This window comes from Afifella sp. H1R (assembly GCF_021462425.1).
In the GTDB taxonomy this organism is placed as follows: Bacteria; Pseudomonadota; Alphaproteobacteria; order Rhizobiales; family Afifellaceae; genus Afifella; species Afifella aestuarii.
This window is the reverse complement of record NZ_JAKEDY010000002.1, coordinates 799,193-822,910: the sequence shown is the minus strand read 5'-3', so window position 1 is coordinate 822,910 and position 23,718 is coordinate 799,193. Positions and strand designations below refer to the sequence as shown.

23 protein-coding genes are annotated in these 23,718 nt (G+C 63.3%); 12 read left to right on the top strand and 11 right to left on the bottom strand.

From position 1 onward, the window contains the following. The first annotated feature begins 59 nt into the window (after positions 1-59). Genes leuS through holA form a run of 3 tightly spaced genes read left to right on the top strand, consistent with a single transcriptional unit; the run spans position 60 to position 4,205 of the window. Positions 60-2,675, top strand: a complete 2,616-nt coding sequence (leuS, locus tag L0F51_RS15390; protein WP_234630043.1) for a leucine--tRNA ligase — start codon at positions 60-62, stop codon at positions 2,673-2,675. Then, positions 2,662-3,165 carry an LPS assembly lipoprotein LptE gene (lptE, locus tag L0F51_RS15385; RefSeq protein WP_234630042.1) on the top strand — a complete coding sequence of 168 codons (504 nt, stop codon included), beginning with the start codon at positions 2,662-2,664 and terminating at the stop codon, positions 3,163-3,165. The genes leuS and lptE overlap by 14 nt, the downstream gene beginning before the upstream one ends. Before the next feature lie 2 nt (positions 3,166-3,167). Next, positions 3,168-4,205 carry a DNA polymerase III subunit delta gene (gene holA, locus L0F51_RS15380; protein ID WP_234630041.1) on the top strand — a complete coding sequence of 346 codons (1,038 nt, stop codon included), beginning with the start codon at positions 3,168-3,170 and terminating at the stop codon, positions 4,203-4,205. Positions 4,206-4,211: 6 nt separating this feature from the next. Here the strand turns inward: holA and L0F51_RS15375 are convergent, their stop codons facing one another. The 5 genes from L0F51_RS15375 to mnmE form a co-directional block, all read right to left on the bottom strand. Next, entirely contained in the window at positions 4,212-5,087 is an 876-nt protein-coding gene (locus L0F51_RS15375; protein WP_234630040.1) for a ParB/RepB/Spo0J family partition protein, read from the bottom strand. Positions 5,088-5,112: 25 nt separating this feature from the next. Next, positions 5,113-5,934, bottom strand: a complete 822-nt coding sequence (locus L0F51_RS15370) for a ParA family protein (RefSeq protein ID WP_234630039.1) — start codon at positions 5,932-5,934, stop codon at positions 5,113-5,115. 3 nt (positions 5,935-5,937) lie between these two features. Then, on the bottom strand, positions 5,938-6,540 hold the full coding sequence (rsmG, locus tag L0F51_RS15365; RefSeq protein WP_234630038.1) for a 16S rRNA (guanine(527)-N(7))-methyltransferase RsmG: 603 nt from the start codon (positions 6,538-6,540) through the stop codon (positions 5,938-5,940). Between the two features lie 49 nt (positions 6,541-6,589). Then, the gene (gene mnmG / locus L0F51_RS15360; protein ID WP_234630037.1) at positions 6,590-8,458 is read right to left on the bottom strand and encodes a tRNA uridine-5-carboxymethylaminomethyl(34) synthesis enzyme MnmG; all 1,869 of its coding nucleotides are present in this window, start codon (positions 8,456-8,458) and stop codon (positions 6,590-6,592) included. Positions 8,459-8,567: 109 nt separating this feature from the next. Next, positions 8,568-9,905 (bottom strand): tRNA uridine-5-carboxymethylaminomethyl(34) synthesis GTPase MnmE, encoded by a 1,338-nt coding sequence (gene mnmE / locus L0F51_RS15355; RefSeq protein WP_234630036.1) that lies wholly within the window; start codon positions 9,903-9,905, stop codon positions 8,568-8,570. Positions 9,906-9,945: 40 nt separating this feature from the next. On the opposite strand from mnmE, the gene L0F51_RS15350 reads away from it, so the two are divergent. Next, complete coding sequence (locus tag L0F51_RS15350) at positions 9,946-11,970, top strand: thioredoxin domain-containing protein (RefSeq protein WP_234630035.1); 2,025 nt, start codon at positions 9,946-9,948, stop codon at positions 11,968-11,970. Between the two features lie 37 nt (positions 11,971-12,007). On the opposite strand, the gene rho is transcribed toward L0F51_RS15350, so the two are convergent. From rho to hemE, 3 genes are all read right to left on the bottom strand, one after another. Beyond that, on the bottom strand, positions 12,008-13,273 hold the full coding sequence (rho, locus tag L0F51_RS15345; RefSeq protein WP_234630034.1) for a transcription termination factor Rho: 1,266 nt from the start codon (positions 13,271-13,273) through the stop codon (positions 12,008-12,010). Between the two features lie 172 nt (positions 13,274-13,445). Continuing rightward, complete coding sequence (gene hemJ, locus L0F51_RS15340) at positions 13,446-13,913, bottom strand: protoporphyrinogen oxidase HemJ (RefSeq protein ID WP_234630033.1); 468 nt, start codon at positions 13,911-13,913, stop codon at positions 13,446-13,448. Positions 13,914-13,916: 3 nt separating this feature from the next. Beyond that, a complete protein-coding gene (gene hemE / locus L0F51_RS15335) occupies positions 13,917-14,942 on the bottom strand; it encodes a uroporphyrinogen decarboxylase (protein ID WP_370642425.1) in 1,026 nt (341 codons plus the stop codon). Positions 14,943-15,329: 387 nt separating this feature from the next. Between hemE and L0F51_RS15330 the strand changes: the two genes are divergently transcribed. From L0F51_RS15330 to dnaQ, 5 genes are all read left to right on the top strand, one after another. After that, positions 15,330-16,163: a pyruvate, water dikinase regulatory protein gene (locus tag L0F51_RS15330; RefSeq protein WP_234630031.1), complete on the top strand. Its 834-nt coding sequence runs from the start codon at positions 15,330-15,332 to the stop codon at positions 16,161-16,163. Next, complete coding sequence (locus tag L0F51_RS15325; protein WP_234630030.1) at positions 16,160-16,756, top strand: Maf family protein; 597 nt, start codon at positions 16,160-16,162, stop codon at positions 16,754-16,756. The genes L0F51_RS15330 and L0F51_RS15325 overlap by 4 nt, the downstream gene beginning before the upstream one ends. Position 16,757: 1 nt before the next feature. Beyond that, positions 16,758-17,597 carry a shikimate dehydrogenase gene (locus L0F51_RS15320; RefSeq protein ID WP_234630029.1) on the top strand — a complete coding sequence of 280 codons (840 nt, stop codon included), beginning with the start codon at positions 16,758-16,760 and terminating at the stop codon, positions 17,595-17,597. Further along, positions 17,588-18,175, top strand: a complete 588-nt coding sequence (gene coaE, locus L0F51_RS15315; RefSeq protein WP_234630028.1) for a dephospho-CoA kinase — start codon at positions 17,588-17,590, stop codon at positions 18,173-18,175. Before L0F51_RS15320 ends, coaE begins: the two co-directional genes overlap by 10 nt. Positions 18,176-18,282: 107 nt before the next feature. Next, positions 18,283-19,029: a DNA polymerase III subunit epsilon gene (dnaQ, locus tag L0F51_RS15310; protein WP_234630027.1), complete on the top strand. Its 747-nt coding sequence runs from the start codon at positions 18,283-18,285 to the stop codon at positions 19,027-19,029. Here dnaQ and secB read toward each other — a convergent pair. Further along, on the bottom strand, positions 19,002-19,514 hold the full coding sequence (gene secB, locus L0F51_RS15305; RefSeq protein ID WP_234630026.1) for a protein-export chaperone SecB: 513 nt from the start codon (positions 19,512-19,514) through the stop codon (positions 19,002-19,004). The genes dnaQ and secB overlap by 28 nt on opposite strands. Positions 19,515-19,688: 174 nt before the next feature. Next, positions 19,689-20,177: an FxsA family protein gene (locus tag L0F51_RS15300; protein ID WP_234630025.1), complete on the bottom strand. Its 489-nt coding sequence runs from the start codon at positions 20,175-20,177 to the stop codon at positions 19,689-19,691. Between the two features lie 141 nt (positions 20,178-20,318). Between L0F51_RS15300 and L0F51_RS15295 the strand changes: the two genes are divergently transcribed. From L0F51_RS15295 to L0F51_RS15285, 3 genes are read left to right on the top strand one after another with little or no spacing between them, the layout of a single operon-like run. After that, positions 20,319-21,026 (top strand): Tim44/TimA family putative adaptor protein, encoded by a 708-nt coding sequence (locus L0F51_RS15295; protein ID WP_234630024.1) that lies wholly within the window; start codon positions 20,319-20,321, stop codon positions 21,024-21,026. Between the two features lie 9 nt (positions 21,027-21,035). After that, positions 21,036-22,106 (top strand): MltA domain-containing protein, encoded by a 1,071-nt coding sequence (locus tag L0F51_RS15290; RefSeq protein ID WP_234630023.1) that lies wholly within the window; start codon positions 21,036-21,038, stop codon positions 22,104-22,106. Position 22,107: 1 nt separating this feature from the next. Next, a complete protein-coding gene (locus L0F51_RS15285; RefSeq protein ID WP_234630022.1) occupies positions 22,108-22,749 on the top strand; it encodes a Smr/MutS family protein in 642 nt (213 codons plus the stop codon). Here L0F51_RS15285 and L0F51_RS15280 read toward each other — a convergent pair. After that, positions 22,650-23,651, bottom strand: coding sequence for a GNAT family N-acetyltransferase (locus L0F51_RS15280; protein WP_234630021.1), 1,002 nt, complete (start codon positions 23,649-23,651; stop codon positions 22,650-22,652). The genes L0F51_RS15285 and L0F51_RS15280 overlap by 100 nt on opposite strands. Positions 23,652-23,718: the final 67 nt, after the last annotated feature.

The following is a 23,718-nucleotide window of genomic DNA, read 5'->3' as shown; positions in this document are numbered from 1 at the left end:
GTTGAAGCTCTTCGGCCGCTGCAAAGGCGGCTCGCCCGTTCCCAACAACCATGCCGTTCATGACTGCGTCAACAGAGCGTTATAATCCCCGAAACGTCGAGGCTTACTGGCAATCCATCTGGGAGGAGCGCGGCCTTTTCCGCTGCTCCAACGAGGATCCACGGCCCAAATATTACGTCCTGGAGATGTTCCCGTACCCGTCGGGACGCATCCATATCGGTCACACCCGCAACTACACGATGGGCGATGTGGTCGCCCGCTATCGGCGTGCCCGCGGCTACAACGTGCTGCACCCGATGGGCTGGGACGCCTTCGGCATGCCGGCGGAGAACGCTGCCATGCAGAACAAGGTCCATCCCAAGGAATGGACCTACGCGAACATCGCCACGATGCGCGACCAGCTGAAGCTGATGGGCTTTTCGATCGACTGGTCCAGGGAGTTCGCCACCTGCGACGTGGATTATTACGCCCAGCAGCAGCGGCTTTTCCTGGATTTCCTGGAAGCCGGCCTCGTCAAGCGCAAGAGCGCCAAGGTGAACTGGGATCCCGTCGACCAGACCGTGCTCGCCAACGAGCAGGTGATCGACGGCCGCGGCTGGCGCTCGGGAGCCGTCGTCGAGCAGCGCGAGCTGACGCAGTGGTTCTTCGCCATCTCCGATTACGCCGATGATCTTCTCGAAGAGCTGAAGGGCCTTTCCCGCTGGCCGGAAAAAGTCCGCGTCATGCAGGAGAAATGGATCGGCCGCTCCGAAGGGCTGAAGGTCCGCTTCGAGTTCGCCGACGACACACCCGCCGACGAAGCGTATCTGGAAGTCTTCACCACCCGTCCGGACACCCTCTTCGGCGCCGCCTTCATGGCGCTCTCCCCCGACCATCCGCTCGCGGCAAAGCTCGCGGCGACGGACGAGAAGGCCGCCGCCTTCATCGCCGAATGTCATCGCCGCGGCACGTCCGCGGAGGCGATCGAAACGGCGGAGAAGAGCGGCTACGACACGGGTCTCAGGGTCCGCCATCCCTTCATCGGGGGAGCGGTCCTTCCCGTTTACATCGCCAATTTCGTTTTGATGGGTTACGGCACCGGCGCGATCTTCGGATGCCCGGCACACGATCAGCGCGACCTTGATTTCGCCAACCGCTACGGCCTGCCGGTCAAGCCGGTGGTGAAGCCGGAAGACGCCGATCCCGAGACTTTTGCCGTTACGGACGAAGCCTATACCGGACTTGGACGCCTGTTCCATTCCGACTTCCTCGACGGCATGACCATCGAGGAAGGCAAGGACGCGGTTGCCCGTCGCCTGGAAGCCCGCACGGTCGGGGACGGCCCTCAGGCAGCCCGTGAAGTCAACTTCAGGTTGCGCGATTGGGGCATTTCCAGGCAGCGTTATTGGGGTTGCCCGATCCCGATGATCCATTGCGAGAGCTGCGGATCGGTGCCGGTGCCGATTGCGGATCTGCCGGTCCAACTCCCGGACGACATCGATTTCGACAAGCCCGGCAATCCTCTCGATCGTCATCCGACCTGGAAGAATGTCGACTGCCCGAAATGCGGCAAGCCGGCCCGGCGCGAAACCGACACGATGGACACTTTCGTAGATTCCTCGTGGTATTTCGCCCGCTTTACGGCACCGAAGGCTGACACGCCGACCATCCCGGATGTTGCCGACGCCTGGCTTCCGGTCGACCAGTATATCGGCGGTATTGAGCACGCGATCCTGCATCTTCTCTATTCCCGCTTCTTCGTGCGGGCCATGCAGAAGACCGGCCATCTCGACCTGAAAGAGCCGTTTGCTGGCCTCTTCACGCAGGGCATGGTGGTGCACGAAACCTATCGCGAACCGAACGGACCGTTCCTGCCGCCTGAAGATGTGGTTGTGGAAGAGACGGAAGGGGCGCGGCGCGCGCGACATGCGAAGACGGGTGCGGCCGTCGAGATCGGTCCCATCGAGAAGATGTCGAAATCGAAGCGCAACACGGTCGGTCCTGAAGAGATCAGCCGCAACTATGGCGCCGACACCGCTCGCTGGTTCATGCTGTCGGACTCGCCGCCCGAACGCGACGTGCAATGGTCGGCAGCGGGCGTCGAAGGCGCCCATCGCTTCGTGCAGCGGGTCTGGCGGCTCGTGACCTCGGCACAAGACGCTCTGCCGCCGGCCGGGTCGGCTCTGCCATCGAGCTTCAGCGAAGCTGACGAGGCCCTGAGGCGAGCGACACATGCCGCAATCCGCGATGTGACCGACGCGATCGAGAACCTGCGCTTCAACCGCGCCATTGCGTTCGTGCACGATCTGGCGAACCAGATCGGCAGTCACGATAGCGGCGATCGCGACTCGGGTCGGTGGGCTCACAGGGAGGCCCTGGAGGCCCTCGTACTCTTGAGCGCACCCTTCATGCCGCATTTGGCGGAAGCCTGCTGGCAGACGCTCGGGCACGACAAGCTTGTCGCCGAAACGGCCTGGCCGGAGGCCGATGCAGCTCTTCTTCGCGAGGACGAAGTCACCCTCCCCTTGCAGGTGAACGGCAAGAAGCGCGACGATCTCGTCGTCGCCAGGGACGCATCGAAAGAGACGATTGAGGCGGCTGCACTTGCCTCTGAGACGGTCCAGCGGTTTCTGGAAGGTCGTCCCCCACGCAAGGTGATCGTCGTTCCTGGGAGGATCGTGAATGTGGTCGGCTAGGCGCGGATTTCTCATCCTTCTTGCAGCCGGCGTCGTCGCCGGCTGCACCGTCCGACCGCTTTATGCGCCCGATGCGAGCGGTCGGTCAGTTCAAGAAGAACTCCGCGCCATCGAGGTCGAAATGCCGACCACGCGGCCGGAACAGGTGTTCCGAAACTCGCTGCTGTTCGGCCTCCAGGACGGCGAAACCGTCCCTCCGCAATATCGGCTCGAATATACGCTCGCGCTCAACTCGAGCTCTGTCGGCATCGAGGCCGTGACTGGTGTTCCGACCGCCTATCAGCTCTCCGGGCGCCTGCAATATCGTCTCTTCGACATTTCGACGGGTCACCAGGTGCTGGGTGCCGTCCTGAACACGGTCGCGTCCTATGACCGCTCCAGCCAGGCATTCGCAAAGCTGCGGGCGGAGCGCGACGCAGAGGACCGGGTCGCCGAGACCCTTGCGGGCATCCTGAAGACGCGGCTTGCAAGCTATCTCGCACGGAACTGACGATGGTGGCCGTTAAGGCCGCCCAGGCCACAGCCTTCACCACAGAGCCGCCGGCAAACCTGCGACTCTTCTTGCTTTACGGCACGGATCAGGGTGCGGTTTCCGAACGGGCTGCGACTCTCGTGTCGATCTTGTCGGCGCGGGACCCGCAGGGCGCCACGGTTCTCCGGATCGGCTCCGACGAGCTCTCAGGCAATCCTGGCCGCATCGCCGACGAAGCCCATGCGGACATGCTGTTTGGCGGCGCGCCGCTCATCCGCCTGAAAATCCTCGACGGTCGCCACAATGTCGTTCCGTCGCTGCGACCCCTCGTCGAAGACCCACCTGAAGCCGCCATCATTGTCGTGGAAGCCGACGAGCTTCGGGCCGGCGCTCCGCTCCGCCGGCTGTTCGAGGATTCACCCAACGCGGCCGCGATCCCCTTCTATGAGAGCAGCGCCGGCGACATCGCCGATCTCGCCCGCAGCCTGCTCCGAGAGGCAGGCGTAACGATCGAGCCCGACGCGCTCGACTATCTCATCGTGCATCTCGGCACCGACCGCGGCGTCGCCCGGCGTGAGATCGAAAAGCTGATCCTCTATGCAGGCGATGGGGCCGAGGTCACTCTTAATGAGGTGACGACGGTCGTCGGCGAGAGCACCGAGCTTCGCAACGATCGCCTCATCGACCGGGCGTTGACCGGCGACATCCAGGAGGTTGCCGCCGACCTCTCGCGTCTCGAGGCCGAGGGCGCCTCCCCTTCGGCGCTCCTCGCCCAGATGCTCAACCATCTTTTGATGCTGGCTGGGCTTCAGGCTGAGGTGCGCAAAAGCGGGCTCGCTGCCGCAGTCGATCGAGCCCGTCCGCCCCTGCATTTCCGTAGAAAGGACAGCGTCAAGCGCGCGCTGCAGATCTGGTCGCCCGAAGCCTTACGACGCGCCCGCGCCTCGATCGACGAAGCGATCTTGGAGACACGGAAACTCCCGGCCCTCGATTACGCAATCACCTCTCTCGCGCTCATGCGTCTTGCACAAGTCGCCCGCCGTGTGGGTCGCCGCTAAGCCCTCTTAGACCTTCAGCCTCTGACACAGCATATCGAGCTGCTCCAGATCCCGGTACTTGATGCGCACCTCGCCCTTCCCGTCCGCCTTGTGACGGATGTCGATGAGGAGGCCCAGCCGGTCTCCCAGCTCCCGCTCCAACGCAACCGTATCGGGGTCCTTCTCTCGGCTCCGAGACCCCGATTTGACATCCGGCTCGTCGGATTTCTGTGCGAGCTTTTCGGTGTCTCGCACCGACAGCCCCTTGGCGATGGCGATCTCTGCGAGCTTTTCCGGATCCACCGTGTTGATAAGAGCCCGCGCATGGCCAGCCGTCAGCTTGCCGGTCCGAAGGTGGTCACGGACCTTCTCCGGCAGCTTCAGGAGCCGCAGCGTATTCGTGACGTGGACGCGGCTCTTGCCAATGACATCGGCGAGATCGCCCTGGCTGTAGCCGAATTCCTCGATCAAGGCCTGATAGCCAAGCGACTCTTCCAGAGGATTGAGATCGCTCCGCTGCACGTTCTCGACGATCGCGAGTTCCAGCGCCTCACGATCCGACACCTCAAGCAGCGTGATCGGGACCTCGTGGACGCCGGCCCGCTGTGCTGCTCGCCAGCGCCGCTCGCCGGCGATGATCTCGAATTCGCCGGGCGTGCCGGGCTTCGGCCGCACCACGATCGGCTGAACCAGGCCATGCGCCCGGATCGAGGCCGCAAGATCTTCGAGCTCCTCCCCGGAGAACTCACGCCGGGGGTTTCGCGGATTGGGATGAACGGTAGCGATGAGCGCGGTCTGAGGCTTCTGCGGGACTGCCGGCGCCTCTTGCATGTCCGGCACGGCATAGTCCTGAAGCAACGCGTCGAGGCCGCGTCCGAGGCGCCGTGGTGGTTCAGCAGCCATCACTCAACACTCCCTTGATCGCGCGCTACGCCGCCCGAAGCAGCCGTTCGCGCTGAATAACCTCGCTGGCGAGCCGCAGATAGGCCTGGCTGCCGGCGCAGTTGATGTCATAGAGGATCGCCGGCTTTCCATGCGACGGTGCCTCGGAAATCCGCACATTACGGGGGATGACGGTGTTGTACACCTTGTCGCCCATATGCGAGCGCACGTCGTCCACCACCTGGCCGGACAGGTTGTTGCGCCCATCGAACATCGTCAGCACGATGCCATGGACCGACAGCTCCGGATTGAGCCCGCGGCGCACCCGCTCGACCGTCGACAAGATCTGGCTCAGACCCTCGAGCGCGAAAAACTCGCACTGCAGCGGCACGAGCACAGCATGGGCTGCGGCCATCGCATTGATGGTCAGGAGGTTGAGCGACGGCGGGCAATCGATCAGCACGTAAGTGTAGGGCGATTGCCCCTGCCCTCCGAGCCCTGTCAGCGCATGCCGCAGGCGATAGGCACGATCCTGGAAAGCGGCGATTTCAAGCTCGACACCCAGGAGATCGAGCGTCGAAGGCGCGATGGAGAGACGCGGCACGACGGTCTCGAGCGCGACGTCGTGCACGGGCATCCCGTCCATGAGGATATCGTAGGTGGAGCGCGCCCGGCTCTCACGGCCGATCCCAAGCCCGGTCGATGCGTTGCCTTGCGGATCGAGGTCCACGATAAGGACGTCTTCGCCGATCGCTGCCAGCGCGGTACCGAGATTGATCGCCGTAGTCGTCTTGCCGACCCCGCCTTTCTGGTTGGCCACGACAAGGATTCGGGGAACGCTCGGGAGCCGCTCCAAGGCTTGCGGCATGGTCTAGGCCTTCCTGCGTTTCAGATGGGAGATGGCGGCGATGGTGCCGTCGCCCTCGGCGACGCTCGGATACAATATCCGATCGAACTGCCAGATGTCAGACGCCGCCACTTCTTCATGCACATATTCCTTGCCCTTCATCGCAAGGACAAGACCGTTTTCGGTGAGAAATGGTGCCGCAAGGCCAAGAAGGCTCGGCAGAGGGGCGAGCGCCCGAGCGCTGACGACATCGAAGCGCCCCGCAAAGTCGTTATGCAGCGCCTCAATTCGCCGTGCATGGATGGTGACATTATCAAGGCTGCAGACCCGCACAGCCTGACGGAGGAACGCCGCTTTTTTGTGATTGGCTTCGACGAGCCCGACGGTCTCCAACCTGTCCCGCAGGACGATTGCAACGATCAAGCCTGGAAAACCCGCCCCGCTCCCGATATCGAGCCAGGAGGAAGGCTTGTGCGCGAGCGCGATCGGGACAAGCTGCAGGCTGTCGCCAACATGCCTGCCCCACACCTCATCAAGGGTTCGTGGTGAGACGAGATTGTGCGTGCGCTGCCACGTCTCCAGAAGCTCGACAAACGCAACAAGCCGGGCCTCCGTCTCTGGCGTCACAAAATCGCGGCAACGCGTCAGCACTGTTTCACGTGAAGCATCCACCCTCTCAGGCCGCACGGCGATCCCTCGCAGCACGCCTGAGATGGGCGAGGATGAGCGTCAGTGCCGCCGGCGTCACACCCTCGACACGACCCGCCTGCGCCAGGCTCGCCGGCCGCACGAGCTCGAGCCGCTCACGCACCTCGTTGGAGAGGCCGGAGAGATCGGCGTAGGAAAAATCACTCGGGATCCCGATGGCCTCATCGCGCCGCAGAGCCGCCACGTCCTCCTCCTGCCGCTCCAGATAGACAGCGTATCGTGCGTCCGTCGTGAGGTGCTTCTGGGTCGCGGAATCCGCCTCGCCGAGCTCGGGCCATATCGCGGCAACCGCCGACCATTCGATCTCCGGATACGCCAGGAGCTCAAACGCGGATCGACGGATCCCATCCTGATTGATCGGGAGGCCCCGCCGCCGCGCCTCACTCGGCGTGACACTGCACTCCCTCAGGAGCGCACGAAAGCGCCTGAGGCTCTCCGATTTCTTCCGGAACCGATTCGACCGCTCTGGCCCGACCAGGCCAAGTTCCTCACCGAGCCCCGTCAGACGCTCATCAGCATTGTCGACGCGCAGCGCCAGACGATATTCGGCACGCGACGTAAACATTCGGTAGGGCTCGCTGACCCCCTTCGTCACGAGATCATCGATCATCACACCGAGATACGCGTCCGAACGGCTGACCGTGATCCCCTCGCCGCCCCCGGCCCGACGCGCAGCGTTCACGCCGGCCACGAGACCCTGCGCCCCGGCCTCTTCATATCCCGTTGTGCCGTTGATCTGCCCGGCGAGAAAGAGCCCCGGCAGTCGCCTTAGCTCCAGCGTCGCTTCGAGCTCCCGCGGGTCGACATGGTCATATTCGATCGCATAACCCGGTCGCAGGATCTCCACCTTCTCCAAGCCGGGTATAGTTCGAACGAACGCCGCTTGAACCTCAGCCGGAAGCGATGTGGAGATGCCGTTCGGGTAGACCGTATCGTCTCCGAGTCCTTCGGGCTCCAGAAAGATCTGATGGCTCTCTCGGTCTGCGAACCGCACGACCTTGTCCTCGATCGACGGGCAGTATCGCGGACCACGGCCGGAGATATTTCCGACATGGATCGCCGACCTCGCGAGATTGCGCCCAATGATCTCATGCGTCGCGTCGGTCGTCCGCGTGATCCCGCATTTTATCTGCGGCGTCGTGATCCGGTCCGTCATCGCCGAAAACGGCTCGGGTGGGTCATCCCCCGGCTGCATGTCGAGTGACGCCCAATCGATCGTTCGCCCGTCGAGACGAGGCGGTGTCCCAGTCTTCAAACGCGCCAGGCGCAACCCGAGGCGATCGAGCGTCTCGGCGAGAGCAAGCGACGGCTTCTCGTCGACACGACCCGCGGGCCAGGAACGCTCGCCAATATGGACCATCCCGCGAAGAAAAGTGCCCGTGGTGATGACGACCGAGGCGCAATGGATTTCACGCCCATCCGACAAGACCAGACCTTCGACCCGTCCCGCACCAATAAGAATGTCGGCGGCCTCACCCTCGACAACCGCGAGCCCCGTCTGCCCGCCAAGCACGCTTTGCATGGCGGCTCGGTAAAGCGCACGGTCCGACTGAGCGCGTGGCCCCTGCACCGCGGGACCCTTTCGCCGGTTGAGCATGCGAAACTGAATCCCCGCCGCGTCCGCGGCCCGGCCCATCAGGCCATCAAGGGCATCGATCTCCCGCACGAGATGTCCCTTGCCCAACCCGCCGATCGCCGGATTGCAGGACATGGTTCCGATCGTGTCCGCTCGGTGGGTCACAAGGATCGTGCGCGCCCCGGCACGCGCGGCGGCGGCCGCGGCCTCGCACCCGGCGTGCCCACCGCCGATGACAATGACGTCGCAATTGGAAATCATGCTGACGATCTAGTGCCTTCTGGCTCGAATGGGAAGTTATGTTTCACGTGGAACGAAAGCCGGTGGTTCAATCCGCGTTTCACGTGAAACACATTTCGCCTCTCCGATTCTATTTTCCGATACAAAACCGGCCAAAGATGGCACCGAGCACGCTCTCTGGGTCGACTTCACCGCTGACCCGGCCGATCGCTCTGAGACACCCGCGCAGCTCCTCTCCCAGGAGCTCGTCGACCCCACGAGACTGCCCTCGTTTCAGAACCGATTCGAGGCGCTCAGCCAAGCGCAGCAACCCCTCTCTCTGACGTGCGTTCGCCACGACCGCACCCACCCCTCCGGCCGAACCGCCGAAACCCTGACGCGCCAGCCATTCGCCAAGCGCCAATTCAAGTTCCCGCAGGCCCACTCCCGTCACCGCCGAAACCCTGTGCCGCCCAGCCCCCTGGAGATCACCGCCCTCGACCAAATCCACTTTGGTCTCGATCACCCAACGATCGGGTCCACCGGACGTCGCAGGCGAATCTGCACCTAGCGCGTTCTGACCAGCAGGCACGAGTTCCAGAACCAGATCCGCCTCCTCGGCCGCAAGACGCGCCCGCCGAACCCCTTCAGCCTCGACCGCACTCACCGTCTCCCGCAATCCCGCCGTATCGATGAGCGTCACTGCGTAACCGGAAAGCTCGAGCGGTACGGACACGAGGTCCCGGGTCGTCCCAGGCTCTGCGCTGACAATGGCGACGTCACGCCGCGCGAACGCGTTGAGCAGGGTCGATTTCCCCGCATTGGGTGCGCCGACCAGGACGACGACGAACCCATCCCGCACCCGCTCCGCAAGGCGCGCCCCCGAGAGAAGCTCACGCACCTCCAGAAGGACGCCCCGCAACCGGCTCGCAACCTCGACCTCAGACCCGACATCCCCCTCGTCGGAAAAGTCGAGCTGGGCCTCGACCTCGGCCACGCATCCGAGCAACGTCTCCCGCCAGGCCAGCAGCCTCTCTGCGAGAGCGCCCCTCGCCTGGCTCAGCGCCTGCCGCCTTTGAGCCTCGGTCTCCGCCGCCGCGAGGTCCGCAAGACCCTCAGCCTCCGTCAGGTCGAGCCGACCATTCAGGAACGCTCGACGGGCAAACTCTCCGGGCTCCGCCATACGCAGTCCCGGCCATTGCGCAAGCGATTCGATCAGCCGCGCAATCACAGCACGGCTCCCGTGGCACTGCAGCTCCACCGTATCTTCCCGGGTAAAAGTCCCCGGCCCAGGCATCCACAAGACGAGACCCACATCGATCACATCCCGGCTCTCTGGGTCCACCAACGCTCTGACCACAGCCCGCCGAGGTTCCGGCAAACCCCCGGCAAGTGCGCGCAGGGCCATCCCGGCGTCCGGTCCGGAAATTCGAACAATCCCGACGCCGGCGGGCAGCGCCCCGCTCGACAATGCGTAAATCGTGTCCATGTCTTCTGTAGTCGCCCTATGCCACGTCACCGGAGACATTATGGCCCGCAACCGCCTCGCCGAGACCGCCAGTCCCTATCTCAAGCAGCATGCCGACAATCCCGTCCACTGGCAGCCTTGGGATGACGCGGCGCTCGCAGAAGCGCGCGCCCGCCGGCTCCCCATTCACTTGTCGATCGGCTACGCCGCCTGCCATTGGTGCCATGTCATGGCAAACGAGAGTTTTTCCGATCCTGGAACAGCAGATTATCTCAATCAGAATTTCGTAAACATAAAGGTCGACCGCGAAGAGCGCCCCGATATCGACCAAGTCTATATGGCCGCCCTCCACTCCCTCGGCGAGCCCGGCGGCTGGCCGCTCACCATGTTCCTCACGCCAGAGGCAAGACCCTTCTGGGGCGGCACCTATTTCCCCCCGACGCCGCGTTGGGGTCGTCCAAGCTTCCGCCAGGTCCTCCAGGCCGTGACGGAGACATGGCATCATAAGCCGGAAACGGTCACCACGAATACAGAGGCCATCACGACCCACCTCACGCGCGGACAACACTCCGCGCCCCCGCCCGAGGACCTTCCCGACCCAGAGCTTCTCAACGCCTCCGCGGCCCAGATCCTCGCCCATTTTGATCTCGACCGTGGCGGTCTTTCCGGCGCTCCAAAGTTTCCTCAGGCACCGCTACTTGAAATGCTCTGGCGTGCGCATTTGCGAACCGGCAACACCGCCTATTCCGACGCTGTGCTGATCACGCTCCGCAATATCTGCCAGGGTGGCATCTACGACCATTTGGGCGGCGGCTTCGCACGCTACGCGGTCGACGACACATGGCTCGTGCCGCATTTCGAGAAGATGCTCTCCGACAATGGACAGCTTCTCTATCTTCTCTGCCTTGCCTACGAAAAGACTCAAGCGCCTCTGTTCCGTGCACGCATGGAGGAAACAGCCAATTGGCTTCTTACAGAGATGCGCCTCCCCTGCGGCGCCTTCGCGACCAGCCTCGACGCAGACACCGACCATGAGGAAGGTGCTACCTATGTTTGGAGCGCCCAAGAGATTGAAAACGTCCTCGGACCCGACGCCGCCCGCCATTTTTGCGAGATCTACGATGTAACTCCGGGCGGTAATTGGGAGAGCCACAACATCCTCAATCGCCTCCGCCCCACGGCCTTTGACTGGCGTGGAGCAGACGAGGAGGCCACCCTCACCCGCTATCGCGAGAGCCTCCTAAAGGTTCGCAACCGCCGTCCCCAGCCCTCACGCGACGACAAAGTTCTGACCGATTGGAACGCCGTTCTGATCGCGGCTCTCGCACGCACCTCCGCCGTGCTGTCCCGTCCCGATCTCCTGAGAGCCGCTTCTGAGGCTTTCGCCTTTCTCACCAAACTTCGGGCTGAGACCGGATCCCTGCCTCATGCCTGGTGCGATGGCCGAATCACTGCCGACGCCCTTGCGACCGACCATGCGCAGATGATGCGGGCCGCCCTGGAACTGCACGTCGCGACAGGAGAAAAAGACTATATCGACTCAACAAAGTTCCACTTTAGCAAGCTTGAAGCATCCTACTACAACGACGACTCAGGTTCCTATTATCTCGGAAATGCAGAGAACCAAGCGCTCTTTGCGCGTCTTCATTCGGACTCTGATGAAGCCACGCCGGCGGCTACAGGCGTGATCGCGGAAGCGTCTACGCGACTCTTTCTGCTCACCGGGGAGAGACGCTATCTCGAGCAAGCAGAGACGATCCTTCGCCACCAGACGCGGTCGGTCGCCCGCAATCTCATCGCGACGGCCAGTCTCCAGAATGCCTGGGACACGCTCCTCCGCGCTCGCCACCTGACCGTCTTTGCATCCAGATCACAGACGGAGACGGCCCTCCACGACATCATCGCCGCGGAAGCCGATCCCGCTCTGATCGCGGAATATCGAACGCCAACCACCGCCACAGAGACGGGGCTCAGGCTCTGCGATATGGAAAGATGTTATCCGGACGTCACACGCTCCGAGGAGATCGGCGACCTCCTCTCGCGCACCCGCAGCGGCCACACTTCCGGCAAAGCACAGCCCAGATAGGGCAAAGGCGCCTGAATTCTCAGACGCCTCGGCCGCTCTAGGTGTTCATCGAATCGAAGAACTCGGAATTCGATTTGGTATGTCGGAGTTTGTCGAGCAGGAACTCGATCGCGTCCACCACACCCATAGAAGCGAGGATTCGGCGCAGGACGAAGATCTTCTGCAGGTCCGCGCGCGGCACCAGCAGCTCTTCTTTTCGGGTCCCGGACTTGAGGATGTCCATCGACGGGAAGACACGTTTGTCGGCAACCTTGCGGTCGAGCACGATTTCCGAATTGCCCGTGCCCTTGAACTCTTCGAAGATCACCTCGTCCATGCGGCTGCCCGTATCGATCAGAGCCGTCGCGATGATCGTCAGCGACCCGCCCTCTTCGATGTTGCGCGCCGCACCGAAGAAACGTTTCGGCCGCTGCAGCGCGTTGGCGTCGACACCGCCGGTGAGCACCTTGCCCGAAGACGGCACGACCGTGTTGTAGGCACGGCCGAGACGCGTGATCGAATCGAGCAGGATGACGACGTCACGGCCATGTTCGACGAGCCGTTTCGCCTTCTCGATGACCATCTCGGCGACTTGCACGTGCCGCACAGCTGGTTCGTCAAACGTCGAGGAGATCACTTCGCCGCGCACCGTACGCTGCATATCCGTGACTTCTTCCGGCCGCTCGTCGATCAGAAGCACGATGACGTAGCATTCCGGATGATTCGACGTGATCGAGCCCGCGATATTCTGCAACAGAACCGTCTTGCCGGTTCGCGGCGGCGCCACGATCAGTCCGCGCTGTCCCTTGCCGAGCGGCGCCACCAGATCGATGACCCGGGCCGACATGTCCTTCACCGTCGGATCGTCGAGCTCCATCTTGAAGCGCTCGTCCGGATAAAGCGGCGTCAGATTGTCGAAATGGACCTTGTGCTTGGCCTTGTCCGGTTCCTCGAAATTGATCGTATTGACCTTGAGAAGCGCAAAATAGCGCTCACCCTCTTTCGGGCTCCGGATCTCGCCCTCGATCGTATCGCCGGTTCGCAATGAAAAACGTCGGATCTGCGACGGCGAAACATAGATATCGTCGGGCCCGGGCAGATAATTCGCGTCAGGAGACCGCAGAAAGCCGAAGCCGTCCTGCAGAACCTCAATAACGCCCTGCCCAATGATGGTAATGTCATGTTCCGCGACCTTCTTCAGGATCGCGAACATAAGTTCTTGTTTGCGCAAAGTACTGGCGTTTTCAACGTCGTACTCTTCCGCAACAGCAAGAAGATCGGTAGGCGACTTCGCCTTCAGGTCTTGGAGTCTGATTTCTGCCATGTGATTGAGTCCCGTGCAAAACACGGTAGAGGAGGCATGGGTAAAAGGGAGGCACCGCCCCGGTGCGGGAAACTAACGGCCGGCCCCCAGCTTGCGCCGCAGCTAGCCATTCACGCCAGTTCTTTCCGCTTAACCCGGTCCGACCGGAATCACAAGCGCTAATTCATCCGCGTCAGAACGGCCGCACGATGACCAGGATCACAATACCGATCATCAGGAGCGTCGGCACCTCATTGATCGCCCGATAGAACTTCTCGGGCCGCGCATTGCGATCCTCGGCGAACTCCCGCACCCACCGTGCCATGAACAGATGGGAGATGGTCAGCAGGACGACAAGAGCCAGTTTGAAATGGAACCACCCCTGGTCCCAGGCATAGGTGATCGTCGCCGCCCAAAGGCCGAAGATCCAGCTCGCAACCATCGCAGGCGTCATGATCGCCTTGAGGAGCCGCCGCTCCATCACCTTGAAGAGTTCAGACTGCTCCGAACCCGCGGCGACTTTCGTGTGATAGACCATCAGGCGCGGCAGATAGAGGAGCCCCGCCATCCACGCGATGATCGAGATCACATGCCATGCCTTGATCCATAACGGATTGACATACCAGAAGAATTCCGAGACTGCCGCGACAAGGCCATCCATCGTCTATTGGCCTCGTACGAGCTTTACGAACGCCTCGACATGCTCCACCGGCGTGTCCGGCGTAATCCCATGTCCGAGATTGAAGATATGGGGATAACCGCGCATCGCCTCGAGGATGCCGCGCACGCCGTCCTCCAGAGCTTTGCCGCCGACGATGAGGCGCATCGGGTCGAGATTTCCCTGCAAGGGCTTCCCGCCCGCACTCTTCCGCGCATCGTCAAGCGGCGTCGACCAGTCGAGCCCGATCGCATCGGCGCCGGTTCCTTCGGCATAACGCGTCAGCCGTGCTCCGCCGCCCTTCGGAAAGGCGATCACCTTCGCGCCTGGCACTTCGCTCCGAACCTTCTCGATGATGGCGCGCACCGGCTCGATTGCCCAGCGCTCGAAACCTTTTTCGTCGAGAACGCCCGCCCATGTGTCGAAGATCTGAACCGCGTCAGCACCCGCCCTCAACTGCGCCACGAGATACCGCGCGGAAGCGTCGACGAGGATATCCATGAGCGCCTGAAAGCGGTCCGGCTCACCAAGCGAGAGGCGCCGAGCCGGCCCCTGGTCGCCCGTGCCCGTGCCGGCGACCATGTAGGTCGCCACGGTCCAGGGAGCGCCACAGAAGCCAAGGAGCGTCGTCTCCTGGGGAAGTTCCGTCCGCACCCGCTCGACCGTCTCCAGGACCGGTGCAAGGAACGCCGTGACGTCTTTCCCAGCGAGCTCTCCGATGCGCGCCGGGTCGATCGGTTCCAGGCGCGGTCCGTGCCCTTCCTCAAAAGCCACTTTCTGACCGAGCGCATCGGGAATGACCAGGATGTCGGAAAACAGAATGGCTGCGTCGAAACCGAAACGGCGGATCGGTTGAAGCGTCACCTCGGTTGCGAGTTTCGGCGTGTAGCACAGGTCCAGGAACCCGTTCGCCTGACTGCGCGTTTCCCGATATTCCGGCAGGTAGCGTCCTGCCTGGCGCATCATCCAAAGCGGAGGTGTCTCTAGGCTTTCGCCGTCGAGGACTCGAAGAAGCGATCTTGCCGAAGCCACAGGTGCTCTTAACCCCAAATTAAAGGTTTTAAGGATTCTTCTGTTTCTATTGGGCGGTGGATTAGCCGGATTCAATTCCCCCCACAACACATCAATCCGCGGCAAAGGCGCCCCGTCTTCGTGCTCCCCCAGGGGAAAACACCGGGGATAGCGGCGCAAGTGACTCTCCGGAAGCCGCGCAGAAAAAGCCTTTACGGCCGCACACCGCGCTTTTCCATCTCATCGCACGTGCTGTGAATCGCATCGCGTTGTCGACTCCTTCCCACAGCCTGTTGCCAATCGTGTCCGCGCCATCCAAATTGTGGATCGTCGTCGGGACAGTGGGGGCGCAAACGGCGCGTTCGCTCCCGACGTGAAAAAACGGCCCCTTTATCCACGGTCATCCCCTTGGCGCCGACGCGGTTCTTTCATCTCCACCTCATTTCCGATGCGACGGGCGAAACCCTGATCAACGTCGGACGTGCCGCTGCGGCCCAGTATGCCGGCATTCATGCGGTCGAACACATTCACTCCCTGGTGCGCACGGCCAAGCAGATCGAGCGCATTGTGCTTGAGTTGGAAAACTCGCCCGGGATCGTCCTCTACACTCTCGTCGACGAGAAGCTGGCGGAGCTCCTGGAAGCCCGCTGCAACGAATTGTCGATCCCGGCCGTGTCGGTTTTGGATCCGGTCTTGCAGGCCTTTCAGGCCTATCTCGGAACGCGATCCACAGGCCGAATCGGCGCCCAGCACGCGCTCGATGCGAGCTATTTTGAGCGCATCGAAGCGCTGAATTTCACGATGATGCACGATGACGGCCAGCTGCCGCGCGATATCGACGAAGCCGATGTGATGCTTCTCGGCGTCAGCCGCACGTCGAAGACGCCGACGTCGATCTACCTCGCCAATCGCGGCATCAAGACGGCAAACCTGCCGATCGTGAAAGGCATTCCCGTCCCCGCTTTGGTGACGCGTGCCAAGAGCTGCCTGGTGGTCGGGCTCGTCGCGAGCCCGGATCGCATCGTCCAAATTCGCCAAAACCGGGTCTTGAGCCTTTCGCCGGAGGATGACAACCCGGCCTATCTCGATCGCACGGCCGTGTCCCAGGAGGTTCTGGAGACACGACGCCTGTGCGCGAAATACGGCTGGCCTTTGATCGATGTGAGCCGGCGATCGATCGAGGAAACGGCAGCCGCGGTGTTGGCGCTTCTCGGAGAACGGCGCGGAAAGCAAATGGCATGACAGAGCTTGTTCTCGCTTCGGGCAGCAAGGCCCGCAAAGCCCTGCTTGCGGGCACGGGGCTCGCCTTCCGCCAGGTCTCGCCCGATCTCGACGAGATGGCGGCGTCCGAACCTCTGCTCCGGGCCGGGGCCGGAGCAGGCGATATCGCCTCCACGCTCGCCCTTGCGAAAGCCACGCTGGCGAGCGAGGCAGAGCCGCAGGCTCTCGTCATCGCTGCCGACCAGACTTTGGAGCTCGACGGGCGCCTGTTCCGCAAGGCCGAGGACATGGACGCTGCCCGCCAGCAGCTGCTCGAGCTGTCCGGCAAGACGCACTATCTTCATTCAGCCGTTGCCTGCATGCGCGCCGGCAAGACGCTCTTTGAAGCCCGTGACAGCGCGGGCATCACTTTGCGTGCGATCCGGGCCGATGAAGTCGGTCGCTACCTTGCGGCCGCAGGTCCGCAGATTCTCTCCAGCGTCGGTCTCTATCAGCTTGAGGGGCCCGGCATTCGCCTGATTGAAAGTGTCGAGGGCGACTATTTCACCGTCCTCGGCCTGCCGCTGCTGCCGCTCCTCGGCTTCCTGCGCGAAAACGGCCTCGGGACCTTCTGAAATGCGCCGCGCCTGCGTGACGGGATGGCCCGTATCACATTCGCGTTCGCCCCTGATCCACGGCTTTTGGATTAAACGCTATAGCGTTGAAGGCGACTATAGTGCGCGTCCGGTCTCACCGCAGGAGGCGGTGTCGTTCTACGGCGCTTTTTCCTCTTCCGGCTATGTCGGCGCCAACGTCACCGTACCGCACAAAGAGGTCGCCTGTGCTGCAGCATCGACATGCTGCGGTGCAGCAGAACGCCTGGGCGTTGCCAATACGCTCTGGCTCGAAGACGGTCGGCTGGTGGCCGACAACACCGACGGGATCGGCTTCCTCGCCTCGCTCGATCAGGCGGCCCCGAACTGGACGGAAAAGACCGAATGCGCACTCATTGTCGGCGCGGGCGGTGCGAGCCGCGCCGTCATCGACGCGCTCGTGCAACGCGGCGTGGGGAGGGTCGAGCTCCTCAACCGCACGGAAGCCCGTGCCCGTGAGGTTGCGGAACGCTTTCCCCGCAAGGTCCGGGCTTTTAGCCTCGACGCTCTCCCAGCACGACTCTCGTCGGCTGATTTAGTGATCAACGCAACTTCGGCGGGGCTCTCCGGGGCGGAGCTACTGGTCCCCTGGGATCGTGCCAAGGACTCAGCCATCGTCACCGATCTCACCTATGTGCCGCTTCAAACGCCGTTTCTTCGCGGCGCCGCCTCGGTCGGTTTGACCACGGTCGACGGCCTCGGCATGCTGCTCCATCAGGCGGTGCCGGGGTTTGAGCGCTGGTTCGGCGTCCGTCCCGTCGTGGACGCGGAGCTGCGGGATGTCGTTGTCGCCGATCTACGCGAAAGGGACTCATGTTCGTAATTGGACTCACCGGCTCCATGGCCATGGGGAAGTCGACGACGGCGGCGATGTTTCGGCGCCGTGGGGTTGCCGTGCACGATTCCGATCGTGCCGTGCACGACCTCTATCGGGGCGCCGCGGTCGAACCGATCGAACATGCCTTTCCGGGGGTGACGACAGACGGCGAAGTCGACCGGAAAAAGCTCGGCGCGGCCCTTGCTGGCGACATCGACCAGCTCGCGCGCCTGGAGCAGATCGTCCACCCTCTCGTGCGGGCGAAAACGGTCGAATTCGGCGAACAGGCCGCCCGCGAGGGCGCGCCGATCATCGTTCTCGACATTCCCCTCTTGTTTGAAACCGGCGCCGAGCAGTGGATGGATTGTGTGGTGGTCGTGACGACAGCACCCGAAACGCAGCGCGAAAGGGTCCTCGCCCGCCGCGACATGACAGAGGAGCTTTTTGAAAAGCTTCTGGCGAGACAGGTGCCGGACGCCGACAAACGCCGCCATGCGCATTTCGTCATCGATACGGGATTTGGTTTCGAGGCGGCTGAACGCGATGTCGATACGATCCTGCGCGCCACCTCCACCATGATCTGAGAGCGCGTTCCGCGGCGAGAACGGGCCGCCGAGAATCACCCAGGAAAAAGCTGCCTTTCGCGTTCCGATCGGTTGTGTCCGAGCGCTCCAAAATCCATGATCGGGTCATGCGGGAAATCGTCTTCGATACGGAAACCACCGGCCTCGACGCGCTCAAGGGCGACAGGCTGATCGAGATTGGCTGCGTGGAGATCATCAATCGGATCGCCACCGGTCGCTTTTATCACGCCTATATCAATCCAGGATGCGCGATCAGTCCGGACGCGGTTGCCGTCCACGGCCTGACGGAGGAATTTCTGCGCGACAAGCCGGCGTTCCTGGAATGCGTGGGCGACTTTCTGGAATTCGTCGGCGATGCGCCGCTCGTCGCGCACAATGCATCCTTCGACCGCGGCTTCATCAATATGGAGCTCGCAAAGGCCGGCTATTCCGTCATTCCGGATGATCGCTTCGTCGATACGCTCATGCTGGCGCGGCGCCGACATCCGGGCGGCATGAACTCTCTCGATGCGCTCTGCGCCCGCTACGGCATCGACAATTCCAAACGCACGAAGCACGGCGCTCTCCTCGATGCGGAGATCCTCGCCGAGGTCTATGTCGAATTGCAGGGGGGCCGCCAGGCGCTGCTCGCGCTGGGCAGTTTCTCAGAAGGCGCGACGAATACCGGCACGCTCCGGCAGGTGGGGCCGCGGCCGCACGCTTTGCCCTCGCGGTTGAACGAGGAGATGCGCGCCGCACACCGGGCCTTCGTGGAAGCTGAAATGGGTGAGGACGCGCTCTGGCTGAACGTCTGGAAGGACGAAGACGAGCGCGTCTCTCAGAAGCCTCAGGCCGTGGTCGGGGCGTCCGCCTGAGCCTGCGCGGCCCGCTGGCGATAAAGCGCGGCAAAATCCACCGGATCGATCATCAACGGCGGGAAACCGCCCTGACGGGTCGCGTCGGCGAGAATCTGGCGCGCGAAGGGGAAGAGCAGACGCGGGCATTCGATCAGGATGATCGGATGGAGATGCTCCTGCGGAACGTTGCGGATCTGGAAAAGGCCCGCATAGACGACTTCGGTGACGAAAAGTGTCTCATCGCCGCGGCTTGCCTTCGCATCAAGCTTCAGCTCGACTTCGAACTGACCGTCGGCGATCGGACGCGCGTTGACGTTCACATTGACGTCGAGCGACGGATTGGCGCTCGCCGGCCGCAACGAGTTCGGCGCGCTGGGATTTTCGAAAGAAAGGTCTTTGATGTACTGGCCAAGCACATGAATTCCCGGCCCTTGCGCCGATGCCTGGCTCTTCGCATCCGTGCCGGCGGCCTGCTCGCCGCCATTGCTGGCATTATTGACCATATCGTCTTTCCAAAGCTGTCATTGGGAACGGTTGCCCGCGCCTAGCATGCGGGACGGTGAGCCACAACCGCGCACCGCCCGTGATTGCCCCCGGTTTGCCCCGTCAGGCGACTTTCCGGCGCCACTGCGCCATTTTTGGTCGGCAGCCGGGTGGCGCCGATCGCGCCCCAGTCTTCAGCGCCGGCGGTTCTGATCCGGATCGATCTCGCGGACCTCGAACTCGCCCTCATCCAGGTCGACCACGGTCTCCCCGTTGGGGCCACGCCGTGTCGACTGATAATTGGCGGACTGATAACTCTGCGTGCCGACCACGCGAAGATCGACCCGCGACAGGATGAACTGCCAGATCCGAGCGCGCACCGCCGGAACGAACAGCAGAAATCCGAGCGTGTCGGTGACGAAGCCCGGCGTCAAAAGCATGACCCCGGCCACGGCGATCAGCGCACCATCAGCGAGATTGCGCGCCGGCATGCGCCCGGATTCGAGATCACTGCGGATGCGCAAAATGGTCCTCAGCCCCTGATGACGCAGAAGCGCTGTGCCGAGGATCGCCGTCAGCAGCGTCAGAAGCAGCGTCGGCGCGAGGCCGATATACTGACCGACGACGACGAACGTGCCGACCTCGATCAGCGGGATGAGGAGGAGGAGAAGGAAAATTGGCATGGGTTCAATCCTGATCCTGCGATATGGTGTCTCGGCCGGTTTTTTAAAGACTTTCCTGTGACCTGCTGGACTCGGCCAGGATCGTGCTTACATTGCCGGGAAAGAAAGCGAACGCCCGTAGGGAGCGTGCACGATATCGGCATGAGCGGCTTTTTCGACATTTATTCTCTGATCTTCCTGGTGATCGCGGTCGTCATTTTTATGCGTCTCGGCAGCGTCCTGGGCCGTCGCACCGGCAGCGAACCTTCGCCCTATGAGAACGGCCGCAAACCGCCTGTCGCGGCCCGTCATACGGCCGAGAACGTCGTGACCCTGCCGCGTCCCGGTCAGGTGCCCGAGCGGGAAATGCCGAGCGCCCCCGATTGGAGCGCTCTGAAGCGCCATGCCAAGCCCGATACGCCGCTTTATGATGGGCTTGTGGCGATTAGCCGCGCGGATCCCGCATTCGAGCCCGATTCTTTCCTGGAAGGCGCAAAAGCCGCCTACGAGATGGTCGTGCAGGCCTTCGCTGCGGGCGACCGCACGACCTTGCGGTCCCTTCTCTCCGCCGACGTCTACGAGAGCTTCGCCACCGCCATGAGCGAGCGGGAGCAGCGTGGCGAGAGGCTCGAGACGAGCTTTGTCGGCTTCGAGAGCGCCAAGCTCACCGAGGCGGAGCTCGAAGACAAGGTTGCGCGTGTCTCCGTCCGCTTCAAATCCGAGATCGTCTCCGTCACCTACGACAATGAGGGTCGGGTGATCGAGGGCGATCCCAATGCGGTCCAGAAGCCCGACGAAGTCTGGACCTTCGCCCGTGCCACGACGAGCCGCGATCCCAACTGGGAGCTGGTCGCCACCGGCTCCAGCTGAGCGCCGAAGGTGGCTGGAGATGCCCCGACCTCGCCCATCGCAACGCTGACCTCGTCCGCCTCCGACGCGGACGGGCGTCGTCAGCCGTCTCTCAAATCCCTCCCAGGCTGGGCTGAGGACGATCATCGCGCCGCCTTTCGGGCCTTCCGCAAATCGGCGGAACGGCTCGGCGCTGAGGACACGTCCTCGCCGGACACCCTTCCGGGTCTGAAGGCAGCCGCGGGCGCTGCATTGCGTCTGCAGGCCGACTTGTCATCCGCCGAAGCTTGCAGCTTCTTCGAGACCTTTTTTGCGCTGGCGCCCTCCGCCGCCGAGGGCCTCCTTACCGGCTATTACGAACCCGTGATCGAAGCCCGGAGTAGGCTTTCCGAGGCGTTCGGCGTGCCGATCTATCGGCCGCCCGAGGAGGCCGTCCAAATCGAGCTCACGGACCGGCCTCCGCTTTGCCCCGATCGTGCAGCGATCGAAGCCGGCGCCTTGGCGGGCCGCGGTCTGGAACTGGCCTATGTGGCGGATCCCGTCGATCTCTTTTTCATCCATGTCCAGGGCTCCGCACGCCTCTCTCTCGGTGACGGCCGGCATATGCGCATCGGCTTTGCCGGAAAATCGGGGCACGCCTACACGTCGATCGGCCGCCTCGCCGTCGAGCGCGGCTATCTTGCCAAAGACGCTGCCGGGAAAGCCGGCCTCGAACATTGGCTCAAGGCGCATCGCGAGGCCGGACGCCGCCTCATGGCCGAGAACCGCTCGTTCATTTTTTTCGAAGAGATCGTCGATCTCGCCTCCGACGACGGCCCTCTGGGCGCGGCACGTGTCCCGCTCAGCGCCGGGCGCAGCCTCGCCGTCGATCCGCGCTTTGCCGCCTTCCATCTGCCGGTGTTCGTCTCCGCGCCCCCGCTTCCAGGCTTCGGGCCAGGCCCGTTCTGCCGCCTGATGGTCGCGCAGGATGTGGGCTCGGCGATCAAGGGCGCGGGGCGGGCCGATATCTTTGCAGGTTCAGGCGAGGACGCTGGGAAGGCCGCCGGCGACATCCGACATCGCGGCGTCCTCCGTCTTCTCCTCCCGAAAGCGAACGCCTGAGATGGCCCGCAAACAGCTTTCGCCCGAGGACAAGGCGCTTTGGGATAAGGTTCGCCGGACCGTGCGGCCCCTGAGGAGCCGGTCTCTCAGCGACGAGCTCGCTGCCGAGGGCACGATGCCGGATGGTGACGTGGTCCCGCAGACGAGCGCTGCCGCCCTCACGTCCGGAAAGCGGAGCCCGGCGCCACCTCCGGTCGACGCCATAACCTCTTCAGAGCCGAAACCTCGCTCCGCACCGCGTGCTGCGGCAGCGCTGGAACCCCGGCTGAAGCGCCGCCTCCTGCGCGGCCGTACTGAGCCGGATGCGCGCATCGACCTGCACGGCATGACCCAGCAACGCGCCCATGATCGCCTCCTGGCTTTTCTGGGGGGCGCGCAGGCGCGCGGCCATGTCCTGGTCCTCGTCATCACCGGCAAAGGCCGTTCGGAGGGCGAGGGGGTGTTGAAAACGATGGTGCCGCGATGGCTCGCAGAGCCCGCGTTCCGCGAACTCGTCGTCGCTTATGAGCACGCCTCCCGCCATCACGGAGGCGAGGGGGCGCTTTACGTCAGGTTGCGCCGCAGCGGCACGAACCGCCGCCGTCCGGACGGCGGAGCAGGCGCTGCGAACCGGCTCGCATCATTGCCAAAATGGTCCACATAGCGCGGGTTGAGCGCGCTGACCGGCAGGATGATCAGGATATCCGTCGTGCCGAACTGATAGTCGACGACGGCACCTTCACCGATATAGCCGCCGAGGCGGAGATATCCCTTGATCAGCGGCGGAAGTTGCCGAAGCGCCGCCTTGGCGTCGATCTCATCCGGCGCCATGCGGTTCATCTCGACGTAACGCTCCTCGACCGCCCGCACCCGCCATTCTTCCGGCGCCAGCGCGTTGTGATGCAGGAAGCTCAAAGGCAGAGCGAGCTTGTCGGGATCGGTGCCCGGAATGCTGGCACAACCGATCATCACGTCCATGCCGTGCATCAGCACGTAGCTCCAGATGCCGTGCCAGAGGAGCTCAACCGTCCGCTTGTCGCGGTAGGGTTTCAGCACGCAGGAGCGACCGAGCTCCAGAAATCGCAGATGCGGATAACGCGCGACGAGTGATCCGACATCGTATTCGCCGGCCGAATAGAAGCCGCCGTTGATCTCGGCGATCTCCTGCCGCAGCAGCCGGTAGGTCCCGACGATCTCGGGCTTCGAGCGCAGGAACGGTCGCCGTGGCACGGCGTGATCGAGCACCAGAAGATGGTCACAGATGAGATCGTAAGCGTCGGCGTCGCGCCGGCGCTGATAGGTTTCCTCGTCGGCAACGGCCGCCATCTCCTCGTAGAAGACGTGATAGCGCAGCCCTTGCGAGCGGCGGATCTCCGAGGGAGAGCGGGCAAGCCGCGCCTCGAGATCTCCGAGCCGTCCGAGGGTTCCGATATGGCGGGCCGCCCGCCAAGGGGCGCGACCCGGTTTTGCGAATGGGCGGACGAAACCGCTGCCCCGAGCTCTCCCGAGACCGGGCGCAAAACGCCGCACCAGTCGTCGTGGAGAGAGATGATGCCGTCCCTGCATGGCCTCCCTGCCCCTGGGGAATCTCGATCTCATGCGCTCTCCTTAAACGATCGCGCCAACATCGACC

Excerpts from the sequence above, each read along its gene's own strand:
- rho (WP_234630034.1), bottom strand. The coding sequence starts at position 13,273 with ATGGCAGAAATCAGACTCCAAGACCTGAAGGCGAAGTCGCCTACCGAT.
- L0F51_RS15325 (WP_234630030.1), top strand. The coding sequence starts at position 16,160 with ATGACAGAGCTTGTTCTCGCTTCGGGCAGCAAGGCCCGCAAAGCCCTG.
- lptE (WP_234630042.1), top strand. The coding sequence starts at position 2,662 with ATGTGGTCGGCTAGGCGCGGATTTCTCATCCTTCTTGCAGCCGGCGTC.
- dnaQ (WP_234630027.1), top strand. The coding sequence starts at position 18,283 with ATGCGGGAAATCGTCTTCGATACGGAAACCACCGGCCTCGACGCGCTC.
- hemJ (WP_234630033.1), bottom strand. The coding sequence starts at position 13,913 with ATGGATGGCCTTGTCGCGGCAGTCTCGGAATTCTTCTGGTATGTCAAT.
- secB (WP_234630026.1), bottom strand. The coding sequence starts at position 19,514 with ATGGTCAATAATGCCAGCAATGGCGGCGAGCAGGCCGCCGGCACGGAT.
- L0F51_RS15350 (WP_234630035.1), top strand. The coding sequence starts at position 9,946 with ATGGCCCGCAACCGCCTCGCCGAGACCGCCAGTCCCTATCTCAAGCAG.
- coaE (WP_234630028.1), top strand. The coding sequence starts at position 17,588 with ATGTTCGTAATTGGACTCACCGGCTCCATGGCCATGGGGAAGTCGACG.
- L0F51_RS15375 (WP_234630040.1), bottom strand. The coding sequence starts at position 5,087 with ATGGCTGCTGAACCACCACGGCGCCTCGGACGCGGCCTCGACGCGTTG.
- L0F51_RS15320 (WP_234630029.1), top strand. The coding sequence starts at position 16,758 with ATGCGCCGCGCCTGCGTGACGGGATGGCCCGTATCACATTCGCGTTCG.
- leuS (WP_234630043.1), top strand. The coding sequence starts at position 60 with ATGACTGCGTCAACAGAGCGTTATAATCCCCGAAACGTCGAGGCTTAC.
- L0F51_RS15285 (WP_234630022.1), top strand. The coding sequence starts at position 22,108 with ATGGCCCGCAAACAGCTTTCGCCCGAGGACAAGGCGCTTTGGGATAAG.
- mnmE (WP_234630036.1), bottom strand. The coding sequence starts at position 9,905 with ATGGACACGATTTACGCATTGTCGAGCGGGGCGCTGCCCGCCGGCGTC.
- L0F51_RS15295 (WP_234630024.1), top strand. The coding sequence starts at position 20,319 with ATGAGCGGCTTTTTCGACATTTATTCTCTGATCTTCCTGGTGATCGCG.
- L0F51_RS15300 (WP_234630025.1), bottom strand. The coding sequence starts at position 20,177 with ATGCCAATTTTCCTTCTCCTCCTCCTCATCCCGCTGATCGAGGTCGGC.
- L0F51_RS15280 (WP_234630021.1), bottom strand. The coding sequence starts at position 23,651 with ATGCAGGGACGGCATCATCTCTCTCCACGACGACTGGTGCGGCGTTTT.
- holA (WP_234630041.1), top strand. The coding sequence starts at position 3,168 with ATGGTGGCCGTTAAGGCCGCCCAGGCCACAGCCTTCACCACAGAGCCG.
- mnmG (WP_234630037.1), bottom strand. The coding sequence starts at position 8,458 with ATGATTTCCAATTGCGACGTCATTGTCATCGGCGGTGGGCACGCCGGG.
- L0F51_RS15370 (WP_234630039.1), bottom strand. The coding sequence starts at position 5,934 with ATGCCGCAAGCCTTGGAGCGGCTCCCGAGCGTTCCCCGAATCCTTGTC.